The organism is Cupriavidus sp. GA3-3 (assembly GCF_000389805.1).
Taxonomy (GTDB): Bacteria; Pseudomonadota; Gammaproteobacteria; order Burkholderiales; family Burkholderiaceae; genus Cupriavidus; species Cupriavidus necator_D.
On the sequence record NZ_KB944502.1, the window covers coordinates 16,428 to 34,371 of the forward strand.

Below are 17,944 nucleotides of genomic sequence, written 5' to 3' on the forward strand. Positions count from 1 at the left end.
ACCTAAAACAGTTGAAGGCCCTCAAATGCGACTCCTCCACACCATGCTGCGCGTCGGCGACATGCAGCGCTCCATCGATTTCTATACCCGCGTGCTCGGCATGCAGCTGCTGCGCCAGAGCGACAACCCTGAGTACAAGTACCGCCTCGCCTTCGTCGGCTACGGCCCCGAGAGCGAGACCGCGGTGCTGGAGCTGACCTACAACTACGGCGTCGACCAGTATGACCTGGGCACGGCCTACGGCCATATCGCGCTGGAGACCGATGATGCCGCGGCCGCCTGCGAGCGCATCCGCGCCGCCGGCGGCAAGGTCACGCGCGAAGCCGGCCCGGTCAAGGGCGGCACCACCGTGATCGCCTTTGTCGAAGACCCGGACGGCTACAAGATCGAACTGATCGAGCGCCATTCGACCCGCGACGCCAGGCGTCCCTGACGGACGCTGGCGATGAGCACGCAAGCCCTGACCCGGCAGCCGCTCGACGGCATCGCCGTGGGCCTGATGGTGGTGCTGTGCGCCGCCTGGGGCCTGCAGCAGGTGGTGATCAAGGTCACCGCGCCGGTGATGGGCGCGGTGCTGCAGGCCGGCGTGCGCTCGGCGGTGGCGGCGTTGCTGGTGTTCGGCTTTGCCGCCTGGCGCGGCACGCCGCTGTGGCGGCGCGACGGCACGCTGAACGCCGGCTTGCTGGCCGGGCTGCTGTTCGGCGCGGAGTTCTTCTGCATCTTCGTCGGGCTGGGACACACCACGGCCTCGCGCATGGCGGTGTTCCTGTACACCGCACCGATCTTCACCGCGCTGGGCCTGCATTTCGTGGTGCCGGGTGAGCGGCTCCACACCTGGCAATGGCTGGGCGTGGCGCTCGCGTTCGCGGGCATGGCACTGGCCTTTGCCGATGGCATTGCCGCGCCGTCGGCGCAGGGCAGCACGCTGCCGGGCGATGCGCTTGGCATCCTCGCCGGCGCACTGTGGGCCGCCACCACCTTGGTGGTGCGCGCCAGCCCGCTGGCCAGCGCCCCGGCCAGCAAGACCCTGCTGTACCAGTTGGCGGTGTCCGCGGTGATGCTGCTGGCGATGGCGGTGGCCGCCGGCCAGACCGCAACCGTGCAGATCGACGGGGTGGTGCTGGCGAGCCTGTTCTACCAGTCAGTGCTGATCGCGTTTGCCAGCTACCTGACCTGGTTCTGGCTGCTGCGGCGCTACCTGGCGTCGCGGCTGTCGGTATTTTCCTTCCTGACGCCGCTGTTCGGGGTCGCCTTCGGCGTGGTGCTGATGCACGACGCGGTGGGCCCGCGCTTTGCCGTGGCGGCACTCCTGGTGCTGGCCGGCATCGTGCTGGTCAATCGCCGCGCCTGAGCGGCGCGGCAAGCGCAATACTGCGGCGGCCGGAGCCGCCGCTGCCTGACGCTCAGCGGCGTGCCTCGAACGAGAACATGCCGAGCGCGTCGCGCACTTCGTCCAGCGTCTGCTGGGTCAGTGCGCGTGCCTTCGCGGTGCCCTGGCGCAGGATGTCGAACACATAGTCCGGATCCTTGGCCAGTTCTTCGCGGCGCGCGCGGATCGGGGCCAGCATGTCCTGCAGGATGCCCTCGACGCGGCGCTTGAGCACCATGTCGCCCAGGCCGCCCTTCCGGTAGTGCTCCTTCAGCGCCTTGACTTCCTCGGTGTTGGGGTCGAACGCATCCAGGTAGGTGAACACCACGTTGCCCTCGACCTGGCCCGGGTCCGACACGCGCAGGTGGTTGGGGTCGGTGTACATGCTGTGCACCGCAGCCTTGATCTGCTCGGGCGAAGCCCCCAGCGCGATCGCGTTGCCCAGCGACTTGCTCATCTTGGCCTTGCCGTCGACGCCAGGCAGGCGGCCGAACTCGGGGATCAGGGCCTTGCATTCGGGCAGCACTTCGCGGCCGACCTGGTGGTTGATGCGGCGCACGATCTCGTTGGTCTGCTCGATCAGCGGCGCCTGGTCTTCGCCCACCGGCACCACGTGGGCCTTGAAGGCAGTGATGTCCGCGGCCTGCGATGCCGGGTAGCACAGGAAGCCGGCCGGGATGTCGCGGCCAAAGCCACGCGCCTGGATCTCTTCCTTGATGGTCGGGTTGCGCTCGAGCCGCGCCACCGTGACGAAGTTCAGGTACATCAGCGTCAGCTCGGCCAGCGCCGGCAGGTGCGACTGCACGGTGATGGTGGTCTTGGCCGGGTCGATGCCCACGGCCAGGTAGTCCAGCGCCACTTCCAGCACGTTGCGGCGCACCTTGTCGGGATCGTGCGCGTTGTCGGTCATGGCCTGGGTGTCGGCCAGCAGCACGTATTGCTCATGCGTGTCCTGCAGCGTCACGCGGCTCTTCAGCGAGCCGACATAGTGGCCAAGGTGCAGCGGGCCGGTGGGACGGTCGCCGGTCAGGATCACGGGACGCCGGTTGGTTTGGGTCTGGGCTGTCATGGGACGGTCTTGCACGAAATAGTCGCGGGAAATTCGGGAATCGGGATGCGCGGGCCTCAGGCGGCCTGTCCGGCCCGGCCGGATGGCGTACCACCGAGGCGCCGGGCCAGTTCGACATATTCGCCGACGGGCACTTCCTCGGCGCGGCGGCCGAGGTCGAAACCCATCGCATCGAAGTCGACCTGGTCGCGCAGGAACGAGAGCGTGTTGCGCAGCACCTTGCGCCGCTGCGAGAACGCTGCAGTGACCACGTCGCCCAGCACGGTGATGTCGCAATCGGCATGCGGCGAACGCAGCCGGCCGTCGCTGTGGCGCGGCCACGGGATCATGCGGACCACGGCGGAATCGACCTTGGGCGGCGGATTGAAGGCGCCCGGCGGTACGTCCAGCACGTGTTCCATGTAGTAGCGCACCTGCAGCATGATCGAGAGCCGGCCGAAGGCCTTGCTGCCGGGTTCGGCCACCATGCGCTCCACCACCTCTTTCTGCAGCATGAAGTGCTGGTCGCGCACGTGGTCGGCGAAATCCATCAGGTGGAACAGCAGCGGGCTGGAGATGTTGTACGGCAGGTTGCCGACGATGCGCAGCGGGCGGCCGGGCACGGCGAGCTTGTCGAAATCGAACGCCAGCGCATCGCCGGCGTGGACCTGCAGGCGCTCGCCATAGCGGCGGCGCAGGCGCTCGACCAGATCGCGATCCAGCTCAACCACCTGCATCTGCGGGATCCGTTCGAGCAGCGGGTCGGTCAGCGCGCCCAGGCCGGGGCCGATCTCGACCAGCACGTCGTCGGCCTGCGGGCTGATGGCATTGACGATGCCGTGGATGATGGTGTCGTCGACCAGGAAGTTCTGCCCGAATCGTTTGCGGGCCACATGGCCCTGGTGCACGTTTGAACGCATGGGTTATTCGTCCAGCTTCAGCATGGCGGCTGCAGGCCGGAATGGGTGTGGCCAGGATGGCTGCCCGTGGCACCGTTGCTGCCAGGGCGCCGGCCATTGGCGTGGCCGGCCATGGTGACCGCACTGCGGATGGCCTCGATCATGCTGCCGTGTTCGGCCTGGCCGGTGCCGGCAAGGTCGAGCGCGGTGCCATGGTCCACCGAGGTGCGGATAAAGGGCAGCCCCAGCGTGATATTCACGCCGTGGCCGAAGGTGCCGTATTTCAGTGGCGCCAGCCCCTGGTCATGGTACATCGCCAGCACGCAGTCGGCATCGCGCAGGTGGCGCGGCTGGAACAGCGTGTCGGCCGGAAAGGGTCCGCGCGCGTCGATGCCGGCATCTTTGGCCTGCGCCAGCGCGGGCGTGATGATGTCGATCTCTTCGCGGCCCATATGGCCGCTTTCGCCGGCGTGCGGGTTCAGGCCCGTGACCAGGATGCGCGGCCGCGAGATGCCGAAGTAGCGGCGCAGGTCGGCATCGATGATCGACAGCGTCTGCACCAGCAGCGGCACCGACAGCGCATCGGGCACCGCGCGCAGCGGCAGGTGGGTGGTGGCCAGCGCCACGCGCAGCATGGCGCCGTCGTGCGCGGGCTGCGGGCCGGCCAGCATCATCACCACGCGCGGCACGCGGGCGCTCTCGGCCAGGTATTCGGTATGGCCGGTGAAGGGGACGCCGGCGTCGTTGATGGTGCTCTTCTGCACCGGCGCCGTGATCATTGCGGCATACCGGGGCGCGGACTTGCCGCGCGCGCGGCAGCCGCGGATGGCGGCATCGAGCAGCTTCAGCACATAGGGGCCGTTGCGCGCGTCGAGCCGCCCGGCCTCGCACGCGACCGCCAGCGGTATGTCCTCGACCACCACGTCGCCGTCGGCAATGCGCCGCTCCCAGGCGTGCGTGGCGCCCAGCGCCGCGGCGCGATCGGCCAGCAGGCGGGCATCGCCCAGCACATGGAAGCGGTATTGCCCGCCGCCGACGCCATTGTTGGCGCCCGCCAGCTGCAGCAACGCCCCGATGGTGATATCGGGACCGATGCCGGCGGGTTCTCCGGTCGAGATGGCAAGGGCTAGCGGGTCGGGCATGTCAGGTCAGCGGATCGGGGACCGGCGCTTCAGCGCTGCCGGTTGACCCGATACTCCACGTACGCCTGCGAGCGCAGCTGGCGCACCCAGTCATCATAGGCTGCGCGCAGCTTCTGTTCGCGGACTTCGGCACGGGCGAAGTCGCGCTGCTTCTCGGGCGACATCTCGGTCTCGCGCCGGTTGAGCACCTGGATCAGGTGCACGCCGAACTGCGTGACCACCGGCTCCGAGATCTCGTTCGGGCGCAGGCGGCTCATCGCCTGCTCGAACTCGGGCACCAGCTCGCCCGGCGAGACCCAGCCGAGGTCGCCGCCGTTCTGCGCCGAGCCGTCCTGCGAGAAACGCTTGGCCGCGTCGGCAAAATCGCCGCCGTGGGTGATGCGGTCGCGCAGCGTGCTGAGCTGGCGGCGCGCCTCGGCTTCGGGCATGTTGGGGCCGGTGCGGATCAGGATGTGGCGCACCTGGGTCTGGGTGATCTTCGAGGCCGCGGCCGGGCTGGATGCCGGCGCCGCGCGCTTGGCCACCAGCTTGACCACATGGAAGCCCGCCGCGCTTTCCACCACCTGCGGCGCCACCCCGCCAGCCTGCAAGTCGACCACGGCGTTGGCGAACAGTGCCGGCAGGCGGCCGATCTCGCGGAAGCCCATCGCGCCGCCCTGGGCCGCCTCGGGGCCCTCGGAATTGGCCTGCGCCAGCTGCGCGAAGTCGGCACCGCCCTGGGCCTGCTTGAGCAGCCCTTCGGCCTTGGCGCGCTGCGCCTGCTTCTGTGCGTCCGAGGCATTCTCGGGCACGCGCACGAGGATCTGCGCCACGTTGTATTCGGTCGGGCCGCTGGCGGCGCCCTGGCCGCCGCGCGCCGCCAGGTAGTTGTCGATCTCGCCGTCGTAGACCTGCACCTTGGAATCGACCTCGCGCTCGCGCAGGCGGATCACCTGTACCTGCTTGCGCAGTTCCTCGCGGTACTTGGTCCAGGTCATGCCACTGGCCTCGACGCGGCGGCGCAGCTCGGTCGCGTTCAGCCGGTTCTGCTGTGCCACCGATTCGATGGCGCGGTCGATTTCCTGGTCGGTCACGCGGATGCCGGCCTCCTGTGCGGCCTGGGTCTGCACGCGCTCCATTACGAGGCGCTCGAGCACCTCGCCCAGCAGGTCGGCGCGCGCGGGCACCGGGCGGCCGGCGGCACGCAGCTGGCCTTCGATCTCGTCGGCACGGTCGAGCAGCTCGCGCCGCGTGATCACGCTGTTGTTGACGACTGCCACCACTTCGTCGACCAGTTGCGAACGCTTCTGGCCGCCGGCCTGGGGCACGCCCAGCTTGGGCTGGCTCGACGGCGCCGCGACGTCAGACGCCTGCGGCACGAAGATGCCACTGGAGCGCGGCGCCGTCCCGGGCGCCTTGAGCTGCGCGGCAGCCGGCACCGTCATGGCGGCCAGCACCGCCGGCAGCAGCAAGCGATGCCAGGACGTCAGGAGAAAGGAAAACACGGCGAATTCTTGACGTTTCATCGTAATCCGTCATTCATAGTGATCGAACTGGGTCGTCGGCACCGGCTTGGCCGACACGGGCTCATAGCCGGGCACGTTCAGGCGCAGGATGTTCAACGGGTTGGAACCGATCTTGGAAAGGCCACGGAACTCCACCTGCAGGAAGACCCGCCCGGTGTAGCCTTGCGTGGTGTTGCGGAAGCGCTGGTAGACCACGCGGCCGACCCAGCAGTCGGCGGCGTACTCGACGCCGGCCAGCGCATCGACCATCTGGCTTGCGGCCAGGTCGAAGGCAAAGCGTGCGATGCCGTAGGCACGGCGCGTGATCGGCCACTGGCTTGACACCTCGAACTGGTCGATCGCGGTGTTGTCGGTCACCGAGGTCGGGCGGCGGTAGCGGTAGCCTGCGTTAATCACCTTGCGCGACTCGGGCCGGTAAGAGACCGCCACGTTGCCGTAGTTGATCCGGTCGCTGTCCGGGTTGTACTGCACCCCCGCGTCCAGGTAATAGCCGCGGAACATCTGGATGGTGGTGGCCGCCAGCAGATCCGAGAAACCCGCCTTGGGATCCGCCAGCGTGCCGTTGATCTGCACGCGCTGGCCGGTGAAGTCGTAGCGCTGCGCGATGGTGCCACGGAAGCGCTCGATTCCGGTGTCGGCTTCGATCAGGCGCGTGGTCAGGCCGCCGGTCAGCTTGTTGTTGTCGGCGACGCGGTCGTAGCCGGTGAACGGGTTCTCGCTGAAGATCTGCCCGTAGCCGAAGTCGGACTGCACCGTGTCGAACAGCGGGAACTGGCTCTGGTCGCGGAACGGGGTGTACACGTAGAACAGGCGCGGCTCCAGCGTCTGCACATAGTTCACGCCGAAGAGGCGGCTGACCGTCGGTGCCTCGCGCTCGAATGTCATGCCCGAGTCCAGGCTCATGGTCGGCAGCACGCGCGAGAAATTATTCTGCACCGTAGGCGTGTTGGAGGCCGCCTCCATCTGGTACTGGGTCGCGTTGAAGGTGACCTTCGGCGTCACGTACCAGCCCGCCCGTACGATCGGGTAGCTGATGCTCGGCTGGATAAACATGCGCTCGCCCTGCGGCTGCTGGAAGCCGGTGGACGTCAGCGGAATGCGGAAGCGCGTGTAGTCCGCTTCCACCTGCACGTCGAAGCCGCCCAGGTCATAGCGGATGTACTTGCCGTTGAGCTGCGGCACGCGCTCGTACGACGGCTCGCTTGGGCGCAGCGTCTGGAACTTCTGCACCCGGGCCAGGAACGTGAAATCCTGCCAGTTATAAGTAACGCCGCCTTCCTGCGTGTACTGGCGCAGCGTCGATTGCGACACGCTGCGGTTGAAATCGTCCGGGTACTGGTCGTCCGATACCCGGTTCACATTCAGGTAGGCATTGAGACCCTTGGCCAGGTTCTGGTTATGCTGGATCGAGTAGGCCCAGCGGTTCGAATTGGTCTTCTTGTCGTCCGGCAGGAACTCGGCGCGCAGGCGCCCGTTGTAGCCCTGGCCCAGATAACGGTATTCGCCGCCGAGCTGCAGGCCGCGCTCCGTCATCAGCCGCGGATAGATGGTCAGGTCGCGGTTCGGCGCGATATTGACGTAGTATGGCGTGGTCAGGTCGAAGCCCGAACGCGAGCCGTAGCCCATCAGCGGCGGCAGGAAACCACTGCGGCGGTCGTCGTTCAGCGGAAAGCTGAACGCCGGCGCCGCAGCGATCGGCACGCCGAAGAAATTCAGCACGCCGCCGTAGGCCACGCCCACCTGGCGGTCGTTGTCCAGGTCGATCCGGTTCGCGCTGAAATACCAGTCGGCGTTGTCCGGCGAACAGGTGGTGTATGACGCGTGCCTGGCGGTGCTGCGGTCCTTGTCCAGGAAGTCGATGCGCTCGGCCTTGCCCGAGCCGCCGGTCTGCTGGAAATAATAGTCCGGCGACAGCATATAGCCTTCGTTGGCCTCGACCTTCATCCGCGCCTCGGGACCGACCGCCAGCGTGCCGCTGCGCGACATGCGCACATTGCCCTGAGCAAAGGCTTCGTCGGTGTCCTGGTCGTAGGTCAGCTTGTCGCCCTTGATCGCACCGCCGTCACGGCGCAGCTCGGCATGGCCTTCCAGCTCGACGCCGCGCTCGCTGTAGCCGGTCATGCGGTCGGCCTCGATAAAGGTCGGGGCGTCGGAGCCGGCGTCAGACTGTTTGCCGGGTTCGGCAAGCCGCGGCACCAGTTCGCCGGATTCCACCGGAAGCGGCGGCGCTTTCGGCGCGGCTTCGAACACCGGCTCGACCTGGTCGAGATCGGGGATCGCCGAACCGGACATCTGCGCGTGTGCGCCGGCCGACAGGCTGGCCATGGCCAGCACCAGCGGCCGCAGCGCGCCCGCGTGCAGGCCGCCGGCGCGCCTGGCTCGGGCAGGAACGCTGGTTGGGGCAGGCGAAGGCAAGGCCCTGTTGTTCGGTGATCGTCGTTGTTCGGTCATTCGCACGGGTTGTCAGTCTCGGCGTCGGCTGCGGCCCGCCTGCAAGCCGCCAGCCCCCGCCGGAGCAGGCTGCGGGGCACCGAATGGCCCCACCCGGGGGCCGCCCGGCGCCCGGGTCTGGTCGGGTATTATACGGGGCAACCTAGGGTCGCCTTCCCGCTTACTTTCGGTTTCATTTACGTTTCCACTCTGCGCCCGTTCCCCACACGTATCTGTATGGCAGCTCTCCCCCACGACCCGCGCCTGGACCAGCTCAAGGCCTGGGTATCCGGACTTGGCCCGACTTGGTCCGCCGATCCCGATTCCTGCGCCCCCGCCTCGGCCGACGCCAGCTTCCGGCGCTATTTCCGCGTCAGCACCGGCCATCCGGCGCATCCCACCGCCATCGTGATGGACGCCCCGCCGGCGCACGAGGACTGCCGCCCGTTCATCCACGTATGCGGGCTGTTCGGCGCGGCCGGCGTGACCGTGCCGACCGTGCTGGCGCAGGACCTGGAGCAGGGTTTCCTGCTGCTGGCCGACCTTGGCAACCAGACCTACCTGTCGCGGCTCGATGACTCCACCGCCCACGCCATGTACGCCGACGCGGCCGCCGCCCTGGTCCGCATCCAGGCCGCCACCCGCCCCGGCGAACTGCCGGCCTACGACCGCGCGCTGCTGCAGCGCGAGCTCGACCTGTTCCCGCAGTGGTATGTGGCCAGGCACCTGGGCGCCACTCTGACCGAGGCCCAGCAGGCGGACCTGCGCGAAGTGACTGAAGCGCTACTCATCAATATCCTTGCGCAGCCGCAGGTCTACGTGCACCGCGATTTCCACTCGCGCAACCTGATGGTGCTCGATGGCGGCGCCAACCCGGGCGTGCTCGACTTCCAGGACGCGGTGATCGGCCCGATCACCTACGACGCGGTCTCGCTATGGCGCGACGCCTATATCGAATGGGACGAGGAGCAGCAGCTGGACTGGCTGATCCGCTACTGGGAGCGCGCGCGCAAGGCCGGCCTGCCGGTCAGCGCCGACTTTGGCGAGTTCTATCGCGATTTTGAGTGGATGGGCCTGCAGCGCCACCTCAAGGTGCTGGGCATCTTTGCCCGCCTGTACCACCGCGACGGCAAGGATGGCTACCTCGCCAACCTGCCGCTGGTGATGAAGTACACCCGCCAGGTGGCCGGCCGCTACACCGAACTGCGCAAGCTGATCCGGCTACTGGACGCGCTCGAAGGCGTGGCCAGCCCGGCCGGCTACACGTTCTGACGCCGTGCCCGACAACCAGCCCGTTCTGCGCGACCACCGCGCGCCCGCCATCACCGCCGCCGGCGAATGGCTGGCCGGCGCGCGCGCGCTCGCGCCGATGCTGCTGGGCGTGGTGCCGTTCGGCCTGATCTACGGCGTGCTGGCCGTCGGCGCCGGCATGCCGGCGTGGCTGGCCTGCGCGATGAGCGTGGTCGTGTTCGGCGGCGCCTCGCAGATGATCCTGACCCAGTTGTGGACCGCCGGCACCCCGGCAGTGGTAATCACGCTGACGGTGGCCATGGTCAACCTGCGCCATGCGCTGTATTCCGCCACCATCGCGCCCACGCTCGCGCACCTGCCGCGGCGCTGGAAGGCGCTGATCGCCTACCTGCTGACCGACGAAGCCTTTGCCGCGATGACGCACCGGCTTGGCGACAGCGGCCCGCGCGCCCGCTACCGCCACTGGTACTACTTCGGCGGCGGCTTCGCGCTGTGGGCCAGCTGGCAGCTGTCGACGCTGGCCGGCGTGCTGGTCGGCGCCCAGGTGCCGCGCGACTGGCCGCTCGACTTCTTCCTGCCGCTGACCTTCATCGGCATCATCGTGCCGGGCCTGAAGCACCGCTCGCACGTGGCCGCGGCGCTGGCCGCCAGCGTGCTGGCGGTGGCCTGCTACAGCCTGCCGCACAAGCTCGGGCTGATGGTGGCGGCGCTCGGCGGCATTGCCGTGGGCATGCTGCTGCTGGGCCGCGGCAACCGCCCCGGGCAACGCCCGGCCAGCCGTGGCGCCGATGCCACGCCAGGCGGAACAGCCGGCAAGGAGGCCGCATGAGTGCGATGACCCTGCTGTGGGTCTTCCTTGCCGCGGGCCTGGCAACCTTCCTGATCCGCCTGTCGTTCATCGCCGTGGAAGGCCGCGTGCGGCTGCCGTCGTGGTTCCGCACCGCGCTGCAGTTCGTGCCGGCAGCGATGCTGTCGGCGCTGATCGCCCCTGATCTGCTGATGCAGCATGGCGAGCTTGCCCTCACCCCCGCCAACGCGCGGCTGGTGGCCGGCGTGGTGGCCATCCTGATCGCCGCTCGAACCCGCAGCGTGGGCTGGACCATCGCCGGTGGCATGGCCGCGCTGCTTGCCCTGGAGGCTCTGTTCTGATGAAGGCCATGATCTTCGCCGCCGGCCGCGGCGACCGCATGCGTCCGTTGACCGATACCTGCCCCAAGCCGCTGCTGGCGGTGGGCGGCAAGCCACTGATCGTCTGGAAGATCGAGGCGCTGGCGCGTGCCGGCCTGCGCGACATCGTCATCAACCATGCCTGGCTGGGCGGACAGATCGAAGCCACGCTGGGAGACGGCAGCCGTTTTGGCGTGCGGCTGGCCTATTCTGCCGAGGGCACTGCGCTGGAAACCGCCGGTGGCATCGCACAGGCCCTGCCACTGCTGTCCACGCACCCGGAGCGCGGCGAGATCTTCCTGGCCGTGTCGGGCGACATTTTCTGCGACTACGACTTCCGCAGGCTGTTGCCTCGCGCGCACGACATGGCCGGCGCGCCCGCCCCGCGCATGCACCTGGTGATGGTGCCCAACCCGGACTTTCACCCGAACGGCGACTTCACCTTGCAACCGAACGGGCTGCTGACGCTCGACGGGACACTGGCCAACGGTGGCGAACGGCTGACATTCGGCAATATCGGCCTGTACGACACGCGCCTTTTCACCGCCATCGAACCTGGCACCAAAATGCCGATGACACCCTACTACTGGGAGGCCATCGACGCCGGCGCCGCTACCGGCGAACGCTTCGACGGGCGCTGGGAGAACGTGGGCACGCCGGCGCAGCTGGCCGAGCTGGATGCGGCGCTTGCAACAGCAGCGCCTGTGGCGGCGCACGGGCGCTAGGTCGGCTGACTGGGCGGGGGCTGGCAAGGCGCCCGGACGATCCCGCGGCCAGCGAGGCGCCAGCGGCGGTAGAATCGCCCTGATCCTCCTCATCCCAGGCCCTACCATGTCCTCACCCGACAACGCCCTCCTCGCCGCCTGCCGCGACCGCCGCGCCCGTGTGCTGCAGCACCTGCGCGCCGGCGGCGGCGGTGTGGCGATCCTGCCCACGGCGCCGGAAGCCATGCGCAACCGCGACAGCGACTACCCGTACCGGCACGACAGCTATTTCTATTACCTGAGCGGCTTTACCGAGCCCGAGGCCGTGCTGGTGCTGGTGGCCGGCGCGCCGGGCGACCCCGCCGATGCCGACCGCAGCATCCTGTTCTGCCGCCCCAAGCATGAAGAGCGCGAGATCTGGGACGGTTTCCGTTTCGGCCCGGATGGCGCGCGCGCCGCGTTCGGCTTCGATGAAGCGCATTCGGTCGAAGAGATCGACGCCGCGCTGCCGCCGCTGCTGGCCAACCGCGCGCAGATTGCCTACCCGCTGGCCGACTCGACCCGCACCGACGTGCAGATGCGGCGCTGGATGGACGCCGTGCGCATGCAGGGCCGCGCCGGGGTGGCCGCGCCGTCGGTTGCGCTCGACATCCGCACCGTGCTCGACGAAATGCGCCTGTTCAAGGATGCCGGCGAGCTGGCCACCATGCGCCGCGCGGCGCAGATCTCCGCCGGGGCCCATGTACGGGCCATGCAGGCCACCCGCGCCGGACTGCGTGAATACCACCTGGAGGCGGAACTGCTCTATGAGTTCCGCCGCCATGGCGCGCAGAGCGTGGCCTATAACTCGATCGTCGCGGCCGGCCCCAACGCCTGCGTGCTGCACTACCGCGCCGGCCCCGCCGAACTGAGGGACGGCGACCTCTGCCTGATCGATGCCGGCTGCGAGTTCGACGGCTACGCCTCGGACATCACCCGCACCTTCCCGGTCTCGGGCCGCTTCTCGCCGGCGCAGCGAGAGCTGTACGACCTGGTGGTGGCCGCGCAGGACGCCGCCATCGCCGAGACCCGCGCCGGCGTGCCCTACAACGTGCCGCATGACGCCGCCGTGCGCGTGCTGGCGCAGGGCATGCTCGATACCGGCCTGCTCGACCGCAACAAGGAAGGCACTCTCGACGACGTGCTCGCCAGCGGCAGCTACCGCCGCTTCTACATGCACCGCACCGGCCACTGGCTTGGCATGGATGTCCATGACGTGGGCGAATACCGCGTGGCCAGCCACGGCGGCGAAGGCGAGCGCCCGTGGCGGCCGCTGCAGCCGGGCATGGTGCTGACCATCGAGCCCGGCATCTATGTGCGCCCGGCCGAGGACGTGCCCGAGCGCTACTGGCATATCGGCATCCGCATCGAGGACGACGCCGTGGTCACCGACGGCGACTGCGAGCTGATCACGCGCGGCGTGCCGGTGCTGGCCGACGAGATCGAGGCGCTGATGCGCGATAACGCCAATGCTGCCGGAGGTCTGCGATGATCGGCTGGCTGCGCAGGATCTTTCCGGGCCAGGCCCGCAGCGGCAGCAATGCTGGCAGCGACCGCCGGCCCGATCCGTCCGAACCCTTCATCATCAACCTGTACGACGACCGCGTGGTGGTGCACCGCCCCGACGGCCAGCGCGAGGAAGTCGCCTGGGACACGCTCGAGCGCGTGGTGGTCCGGGTGTCCGACCGCGCGCCCTGGGCCGGCACGGCCTGGCTGATCCTGATCGGCACGCCCGATTCGGGCCAGGGCTGCGTGGCGCCGCTGAATGCCGCCAACCATGGTGCACTGCTTGAGCAGCTGCGCGCACTGCCGGGTTTCAACCACCAGAAGCTCGAGAACGCGCTGCGCGACGCCGCGGCCGGCAAATCGCGCTCGGATGCGATCTGCTGGAAGCGCGATGCGGCAGCACCAACGGAGGCGGATGCGGGTCATGCAGGAGGCAGCGACGATGCCGGCCGCGCAGCCTGATTTCCAAAGCCTGCGCGATATCGCCATCGTCGGCGGCGGCCCGGTCGGGCTGGCGCTGGCCTGCCAGTTGCTCCGCACTACCAGCTGGCGCCTGACACTGGTCGATGCCGCCACGCCGGCGCGCGCCGCGCGCGATCCGCGCGCGATCGCGCTGTCGCATGGCAGCCGCCAGCTGCTGGAGCAGATCGGCGCCTGGCCGGTGCCCGGCAGCCCGATCGAGCATATCCATGTCTCGCAGCGCGGCCGCTTCGGCCATGTGCGGCTGCACCATGACGACTACGGCGTGCCGGCGCTCGGTTACGTGGTCCGCTACGGCGACTTGTGCGAGGCACTGGAGCGCGCGCTCGCCCATGCCGCGCAGGCGGCGGGCGAAGGCCGGCTGCAGCGTGTGTTCGAGACCCGCATCGACCAGATCGCACAGGATCCTGCGCCGAGCGCCGCGGACGATCCCGATGCCGGCGCCGTGCAACTGGCCGGCACCGGCCACGACGGCCAGGTGGCACACCTGGCCGCGCGCCTGGTGGTGCAGGCCGAGGGCGGGCTGTTCCACCAGCAGGCCGCCCACCAGGGCCGCGGCGCGCGCACGCGCGACTACCGCCAGACCGCGGTGATCGCCCATGTGACCTGCTCGCGCCCGCAGCCGGGCTGGGCCTGGGAGCGCTTTACCGACGAAGGCCCGCTGGCGCTGCTGCCGCACGAGGAGCATGGCGTGCCGGGCTATGCGCTGGTGTGGTGCTGCCCGCCGGACCAGGCCGCGCGGCGCATCGCGCTGCCGGAAGCGGAGTTCGCGGCGGAACTGGGCCGGGCCTTTGGCGACCGCATGGGCCATTTCACGCTGGCCGGCAAGCGCCATGCCTTCCCGCTCGGCCTGAATGCGGCCCCGGTGACCGTCAACGGCCGCGTGGCGGCGGTCGGCAATGCCGCGCAAACGCTGCACCCGGTGGCCGGACAGGGACTCAACCTGGGCTTGCGCGACGCCTTCGCGCTGGCCGATTCGCTGCGCAGCGCCTGCACGCCGCAGGCGCTGCAAGCCTTCGCCAGCCGCCACCGGCTCGACCGCGCCGTCACCATCGGCGTGACCGACCTGCTGCCACGTGTGTTCGGCATCGCCTACCCGCTGGCCGCGCACGCGCGGGGCGCGTCGCTGGCCGTGCTGGCCTGCCTGCCGCCGCTGCGGCATGCGCTGGCGCGCCACATGATGTTCGGGATGCGTCGCTGACCCCGCCAGTGGCGCAAGCGCCACGCGCATGGCGGCGTTTGCGCCACGGCCCCTGCCCGGTTGCGCTCCGGATGCTCAAATCTTGGGCAATGGCGATGGTTTGGCGGTAGAATCCTGCCCTCGCACATGTCCCGATCCAAGGCCGGCTGCAGTTTCGGCAGGGGCATGTTTTTCCGTTTCGTCTTCCGTCTCAGAGCAGGCTGTCCCGACCCCTTCCCTGGCGCCATCCACGCCGCGAGGGGAACGCTACGGTCACCGGGACGGCCTCTCAGAACCGCCGCCCAACCGTGCAGATCGGACCTCACCAACTCCGCAACAACCTGTTTGTCGCCCCGATGGCGGGCGTGACGGACCGGCCCTTCCGCCAGCTGTGCAAGCAGCTCGGCGCGGGCTATGCGGTGTCGGAAATGGTGGCGTCCAACGCACAGCTGTGGAAGAGCGAGAAAACCATGCGCCGCGCCAACCACGCCGGCGAGGTCGAACCCATCGCCGTGCAGATCGCCGGCGCCGAGCCGTCGATGATGGCCGAGGCCGCGCGCTACAACGTGGACCGCGGCGCGCAGATCATCGACATCAACATGGGCTGCCCGGCCAAGAAGGTGTGCAACGTCGCCGCCGGCTCGGCCCTGCTGCAGAACGAGCCGCTGGTGGTGCGCATCGTTCAGGCCGTGGTCGGCGCAGTGGGCGACCGGGTGCCGGTCACGCTGAAGATCCGCACCGGCTGGAACCGCGAGAACCGCAATGCGCTGCGCATCGCGCACATGGTCGAGGACGCGGGCATCAGCATGCTGACCATCCACGGCCGCACCCGCGCCGACCTGTACCACGGTAACGCCGAGTACGAGACCATTGCCGCGGTCAAGGCAGCGGTCTCGATCCCGGTGGTCGCCAACGGCGACATCACCACGCCGCAGAAGGCAAAGCAAGTACTGGCGCTGACCGGCGCGGACGCGATCATGATCGGCCGCGCGGCGCAGGGCCGGCCCTGGCTGTTCCGTGAGATCGAGCACTTCCTGAAGACCGGCGAGATGCTGCCGTCGCCGGAAGTGGCCGAGATCCGTGCCATCATGAATGCGCACCTGGAAGACCACTACGCCTTCTATGGCGAATTCACCGGCGTGCGCACCGCGCGCAAGCATATTGCCTGGTACACGCGCGGGCTGCGCGGCGCCAACCTGTTCCGCCACCGCATGAACACACTGGAGAGCACCGCCGAACAACTGGCGGCGGTCAATGCGTTCTTCGACGAGCAGGCGCAGATCTCTGACCGGCTGGTGTACGTGGACGACGCAGCACAAGACCAAGACGAAGCGAACAACAACAAAAACGGGGAGTTGCTTGCCGCATGAGCCGCAACGCTATCGACCAGTGCATCCGGGAAAGCCTGGACACTTATTTTCGCGACCTGGACGGCGAAGAGCCGTCCAATATGTACAACATGGTGCTCGAGGCGGTCGAACGGCCGCTGCTGGAAGCCGTGATGGTGCGCGCAGAGCGCAACCAGTCGCTGGCCGCCGCCTATCTGGGCATCAATCGCAATACGCTGCGCAAGAAGCTGCAGCAGCACGGTTTACTTTGAATTTGAAGCGTCTCCCACAGCCATGATCAAGCAAGCCCTACTCTCCGTTTCCGACAAGACCGGCATCGTCGATTTCGCGCGCGAACTGAACGCGCTCGGCGTCACGCTGCTTTCCACCGGCGGCACCGCCAAGCTGCTGGCCGACAGCGGCCTGCCCGTGACGGAGGTGGCCGACTACACCGGCTTCCCGGAAATGCTCGACGGCCGCGTCAAGACACTGCATCCCAAGGTCCACGGCGGCATCCTGGCGCGCCGCGACCTGCCCGAGCACATGGCCGCGCTGGCCGAGCACGACATCCCGACCATCGACCTGCTGGTGGTGAACCTGTACCCGTTCCAGCAGACCGTGGCCAAGGATGACTGCACCCTGCCCGACGCGATCGAGAACATCGACATCGGCGGCCCGACCATGCTGCGTTCGGCGGCCAAGAACCATCGCGACGTGACCGTGATCGTCGACCCGGCCGACTACGCCGTGGTGCTCGACGAAATGCGCGCCAACGCCAACAGCGTCGGCTACGACACCAATTTCCGCCTGGCCACCAAGGTGTTCGCGCACACCGCCCAGTACGACGGCGCCATCACCAACTACCTGACCAGCCTGGGTGCCGACAAGTCGCACCAGGGCCGCAGCGCCTACCCGCAGACGCTGAACCTCGCCTTCGACAAGGTGCAGGAAATGCGCTACGGCGAGAACCCGCACCAGTCCGCCGCGTTCTACCGCGACCTGAGGGCCGTGGACGGCGCGCTGGCCAACTACGTGCAGCTGCAGGGCAAGGAACTGTCGTACAACAACATCGCCGACGCCGACGCGGCCTGGGAATGCGTCAAGTCGTTCGACGCCGCCAGCGGCGCCGCCTGCGTCATCATCAAGCACGCCAACCCGTGCGGCGTGGCGCTGGGCGCGAATGCGCTGGAAGCGTATGACAAGGCCTTCAAGACCGATTCGACCTCGGCCTTCGGCGGCATCATCGCCTTCAACGTCGAGCTGGACGAAACCGCCGCGCAGGCCGTGGCCAGGCAGTTCGTCGAAGTGCTGATCGCCCCGTCGTTCAGCGCCGGCGCGCGTGCCGTGTTCGCGGCCAAGCAGAATGTGCGCCTGCTGGAGATCCCGTTGGGCCAGGGCATCAACCAGTATGACTTCAAGCGTGTCGGCGGCGGCCTGCTGGTGCAGAGCCCGGACGCCAGGAACGTGCAGCCGTCCGAGCTGCGCGTGGTGACGCGCCGCCACCCGAACCCGAAGGAAATGGACGACCTGATGTTCGCCTGGCGCGTGGCCAAGTTCGTCAAGTCCAATGCCATCGTGTTCTGCGGCGGCGGCATGACGCTGGGCGTGGGCGCGGGCCAGATGAGCCGCGTGGATTCGGCCCGCATCGCCAGCATCAAGGCGCAGAATGCCGGCCTGACGCTGGCCGGCTCGGCAGTGGCCTCGGACGCGTTCTTCCCGTTCCGTGACGGCCTGGACGTGGTGGTCGACGCGGGCGCGACCTGCGTGATCCAGCCGGGCGGCTCGATGCGCGACGACGAAGTGATCGCCGCCGCCGACGAACGCGGCATCGCCATGGTGGTGACCGGCACGCGCCACTTCCGCCACTAAGCACTGGCAGGCTTGCGGCCTTGCCTG

17 protein-coding genes are annotated in these 17,944 nt (G+C 68.6%); 12 read left to right on the top strand and 5 right to left on the bottom strand.

All coding sequences use genetic code 11. The features are described from left to right. The first annotated feature begins 25 nt into the window (after nucleotides 1-25). Both gloA and C265_RS25550 read left to right on the top strand, forming a co-directional pair. Nucleotides 26-433: a lactoylglutathione lyase gene (gloA, locus tag C265_RS25545; RefSeq protein WP_010813872.1), complete on the top strand. Its 408-nt coding sequence runs from the start codon at nucleotides 26-28 to the stop codon at nucleotides 431-433. A 12-nt stretch (nucleotides 434-445) separates the two neighbouring features. Further along, on the top strand, nucleotides 446-1,351 hold the full coding sequence (locus C265_RS25550) for a DMT family transporter (RefSeq protein ID WP_010813873.1): 906 nt from the start codon (nucleotides 446-448) through the stop codon (nucleotides 1,349-1,351). Nucleotides 1,352-1,403: 52 nt separating this feature from the next. On the opposite strand, the gene trpS is transcribed toward C265_RS25550, so the two are convergent. The 5 genes from trpS to C265_RS25575 are packed head-to-tail and all read right to left on the bottom strand — an operon-like array spanning nucleotide 1,404 to nucleotide 8,414. After that, entirely contained in the window at nucleotides 1,404-2,438 is a 1,035-nt protein-coding gene (gene trpS / locus C265_RS25555) for a tryptophan--tRNA ligase (protein WP_010813874.1), read from the bottom strand. 56 nt (nucleotides 2,439-2,494) lie between these two features. Beyond that, on the bottom strand, nucleotides 2,495-3,337 hold the full coding sequence (gene rsmA / locus C265_RS25560; protein ID WP_010813875.1) for a 16S rRNA (adenine(1518)-N(6)/adenine(1519)-N(6))-dimethyltransferase RsmA: 843 nt from the start codon (nucleotides 3,335-3,337) through the stop codon (nucleotides 2,495-2,497). Between the two features lie 17 nt (nucleotides 3,338-3,354). Beyond that, on the bottom strand, nucleotides 3,355-4,458 hold the full coding sequence (pdxA, locus tag C265_RS25565) for a 4-hydroxythreonine-4-phosphate dehydrogenase PdxA (RefSeq protein ID WP_010813876.1): 1,104 nt from the start codon (nucleotides 4,456-4,458) through the stop codon (nucleotides 3,355-3,357). Between the two features lie 29 nt (nucleotides 4,459-4,487). After that, a complete protein-coding gene (locus C265_RS25570) occupies nucleotides 4,488-5,963 on the bottom strand; it encodes a peptidylprolyl isomerase (RefSeq protein ID WP_010813877.1) in 1,476 nt (491 codons plus the stop codon). 9 nt (nucleotides 5,964-5,972) lie between these two features. Beyond that, entirely contained in the window at nucleotides 5,973-8,414 is a 2,442-nt protein-coding gene (locus C265_RS25575; protein ID WP_011614549.1) for an LPS-assembly protein LptD, read from the bottom strand. Nucleotides 8,415-8,630: 216 nt separating this feature from the next. On the opposite strand from C265_RS25575, the gene C265_RS25580 reads away from it, so the two are divergent. From C265_RS25580 to purH, 10 genes are all read left to right on the top strand, one after another. Further along, a complete protein-coding gene (locus C265_RS25580) occupies nucleotides 8,631-9,665 on the top strand; it encodes an aminoglycoside phosphotransferase family protein (RefSeq protein WP_010813879.1) in 1,035 nt (344 codons plus the stop codon). Nucleotides 9,666-9,669: 4 nt separating this feature from the next. Beyond that, nucleotides 9,670-10,473 (top strand): AzlC family ABC transporter permease, encoded by an 804-nt coding sequence (locus C265_RS25585; RefSeq protein ID WP_010813880.1) that lies wholly within the window; start codon nucleotides 9,670-9,672, stop codon nucleotides 10,471-10,473. Continuing rightward, complete coding sequence (locus C265_RS25590; protein WP_010813881.1) at nucleotides 10,470-10,793, top strand: AzlD domain-containing protein; 324 nt, start codon at nucleotides 10,470-10,472, stop codon at nucleotides 10,791-10,793. The genes C265_RS25585 and C265_RS25590 overlap by 4 nt, the downstream gene beginning before the upstream one ends. After that, a complete protein-coding gene (gene murU, locus C265_RS25595; RefSeq protein WP_010813882.1) occupies nucleotides 10,793-11,536 on the top strand; it encodes an N-acetylmuramate alpha-1-phosphate uridylyltransferase MurU in 744 nt (247 codons plus the stop codon). The genes C265_RS25590 and murU overlap by 1 nt, the downstream gene beginning before the upstream one ends. Nucleotides 11,537-11,642: 106 nt before the next feature. Next, a complete protein-coding gene (locus tag C265_RS25600) occupies nucleotides 11,643-13,046 on the top strand; it encodes an aminopeptidase P N-terminal domain-containing protein (protein ID WP_010813883.1) in 1,404 nt (467 codons plus the stop codon). Beyond that, the gene (locus C265_RS25605) at nucleotides 13,043-13,522 is read left to right on the top strand and encodes a hypothetical protein (RefSeq protein WP_010813884.1); all 480 of its coding nucleotides are present in this window, start codon (nucleotides 13,043-13,045) and stop codon (nucleotides 13,520-13,522) included. The genes C265_RS25600 and C265_RS25605 overlap by 4 nt, the downstream gene beginning before the upstream one ends. Next, nucleotides 13,503-14,741, top strand: a complete 1,239-nt coding sequence (locus tag C265_RS25610; RefSeq protein ID WP_010813885.1) for a UbiH/UbiF/VisC/COQ6 family ubiquinone biosynthesis hydroxylase — start codon at nucleotides 13,503-13,505, stop codon at nucleotides 14,739-14,741. The genes C265_RS25605 and C265_RS25610 overlap by 20 nt, the downstream gene beginning before the upstream one ends. Before the next feature lie 287 nt (nucleotides 14,742-15,028). Next, on the top strand, nucleotides 15,029-16,090 hold the full coding sequence (dusB, locus tag C265_RS25615; RefSeq protein ID WP_010813886.1) for a tRNA dihydrouridine synthase DusB: 1,062 nt from the start codon (nucleotides 15,029-15,031) through the stop codon (nucleotides 16,088-16,090). After that, entirely contained in the window at nucleotides 16,087-16,320 is a 234-nt protein-coding gene (locus C265_RS25620) for a Fis family transcriptional regulator (protein WP_010813887.1), read from the top strand. The genes dusB and C265_RS25620 overlap by 4 nt, the downstream gene beginning before the upstream one ends. A gap of 22 nt (nucleotides 16,321-16,342) precedes the next feature. After that, entirely contained in the window at nucleotides 16,343-17,917 is a 1,575-nt protein-coding gene (gene purH / locus C265_RS25625; protein ID WP_010813888.1) for a bifunctional phosphoribosylaminoimidazolecarboxamide formyltransferase/IMP cyclohydrolase, read from the top strand. Nucleotides 17,918-17,944 lie beyond the last annotated feature (27 nt).

Bases quoted from the DNA above. Each gene is read 5' to 3' on its own strand.
- gloA (WP_010813872.1), top strand. From the start codon at position 26: ATGCGACTCCTCCACACCATGCTGCGCGTCGGCGACATGCAGCGCTCC.
- C265_RS25550 (WP_010813873.1), top strand. From the start codon at position 446: ATGAGCACGCAAGCCCTGACCCGGCAGCCGCTCGACGGCATCGCCGTG.
- trpS (WP_010813874.1), bottom strand. From the start codon at position 2,438: ATGACAGCCCAGACCCAAACCAACCGGCGTCCCGTGATCCTGACCGGC.
- rsmA (WP_010813875.1), bottom strand. From the start codon at position 3,337: ATGCGTTCAAACGTGCACCAGGGCCATGTGGCCCGCAAACGATTCGGG.
- pdxA (WP_010813876.1), bottom strand. From the start codon at position 4,458: ATGCCCGACCCGCTAGCCCTTGCCATCTCGACCGGAGAACCCGCCGGC.
- C265_RS25570 (WP_010813877.1), bottom strand. From the start codon at position 5,963: ATGAAACGTCAAGAATTCGCCGTGTTTTCCTTTCTCCTGACGTCCTGG.
- C265_RS25575 (WP_011614549.1), bottom strand. From the start codon at position 8,414: ATGACCGAACAACGACGATCACCGAACAACAGGGCCTTGCCTTCGCCT.
- C265_RS25580 (WP_010813879.1), top strand. From the start codon at position 8,631: ATGGCAGCTCTCCCCCACGACCCGCGCCTGGACCAGCTCAAGGCCTGG.
- C265_RS25590 (WP_010813881.1), top strand. From the start codon at position 10,470: ATGAGTGCGATGACCCTGCTGTGGGTCTTCCTTGCCGCGGGCCTGGCA.
- murU (WP_010813882.1), top strand. From the start codon at position 10,793: ATGAAGGCCATGATCTTCGCCGCCGGCCGCGGCGACCGCATGCGTCCG.
- C265_RS25600 (WP_010813883.1), top strand. From the start codon at position 11,643: ATGTCCTCACCCGACAACGCCCTCCTCGCCGCCTGCCGCGACCGCCGC.
- C265_RS25605 (WP_010813884.1), top strand. From the start codon at position 13,043: ATGATCGGCTGGCTGCGCAGGATCTTTCCGGGCCAGGCCCGCAGCGGC.
- C265_RS25610 (WP_010813885.1), top strand. From the start codon at position 13,503: ATGCCGGCCGCGCAGCCTGATTTCCAAAGCCTGCGCGATATCGCCATC.
- C265_RS25620 (WP_010813887.1), top strand. From the start codon at position 16,087: ATGAGCCGCAACGCTATCGACCAGTGCATCCGGGAAAGCCTGGACACT.
- purH (WP_010813888.1), top strand. From the start codon at position 16,343: ATGATCAAGCAAGCCCTACTCTCCGTTTCCGACAAGACCGGCATCGTC.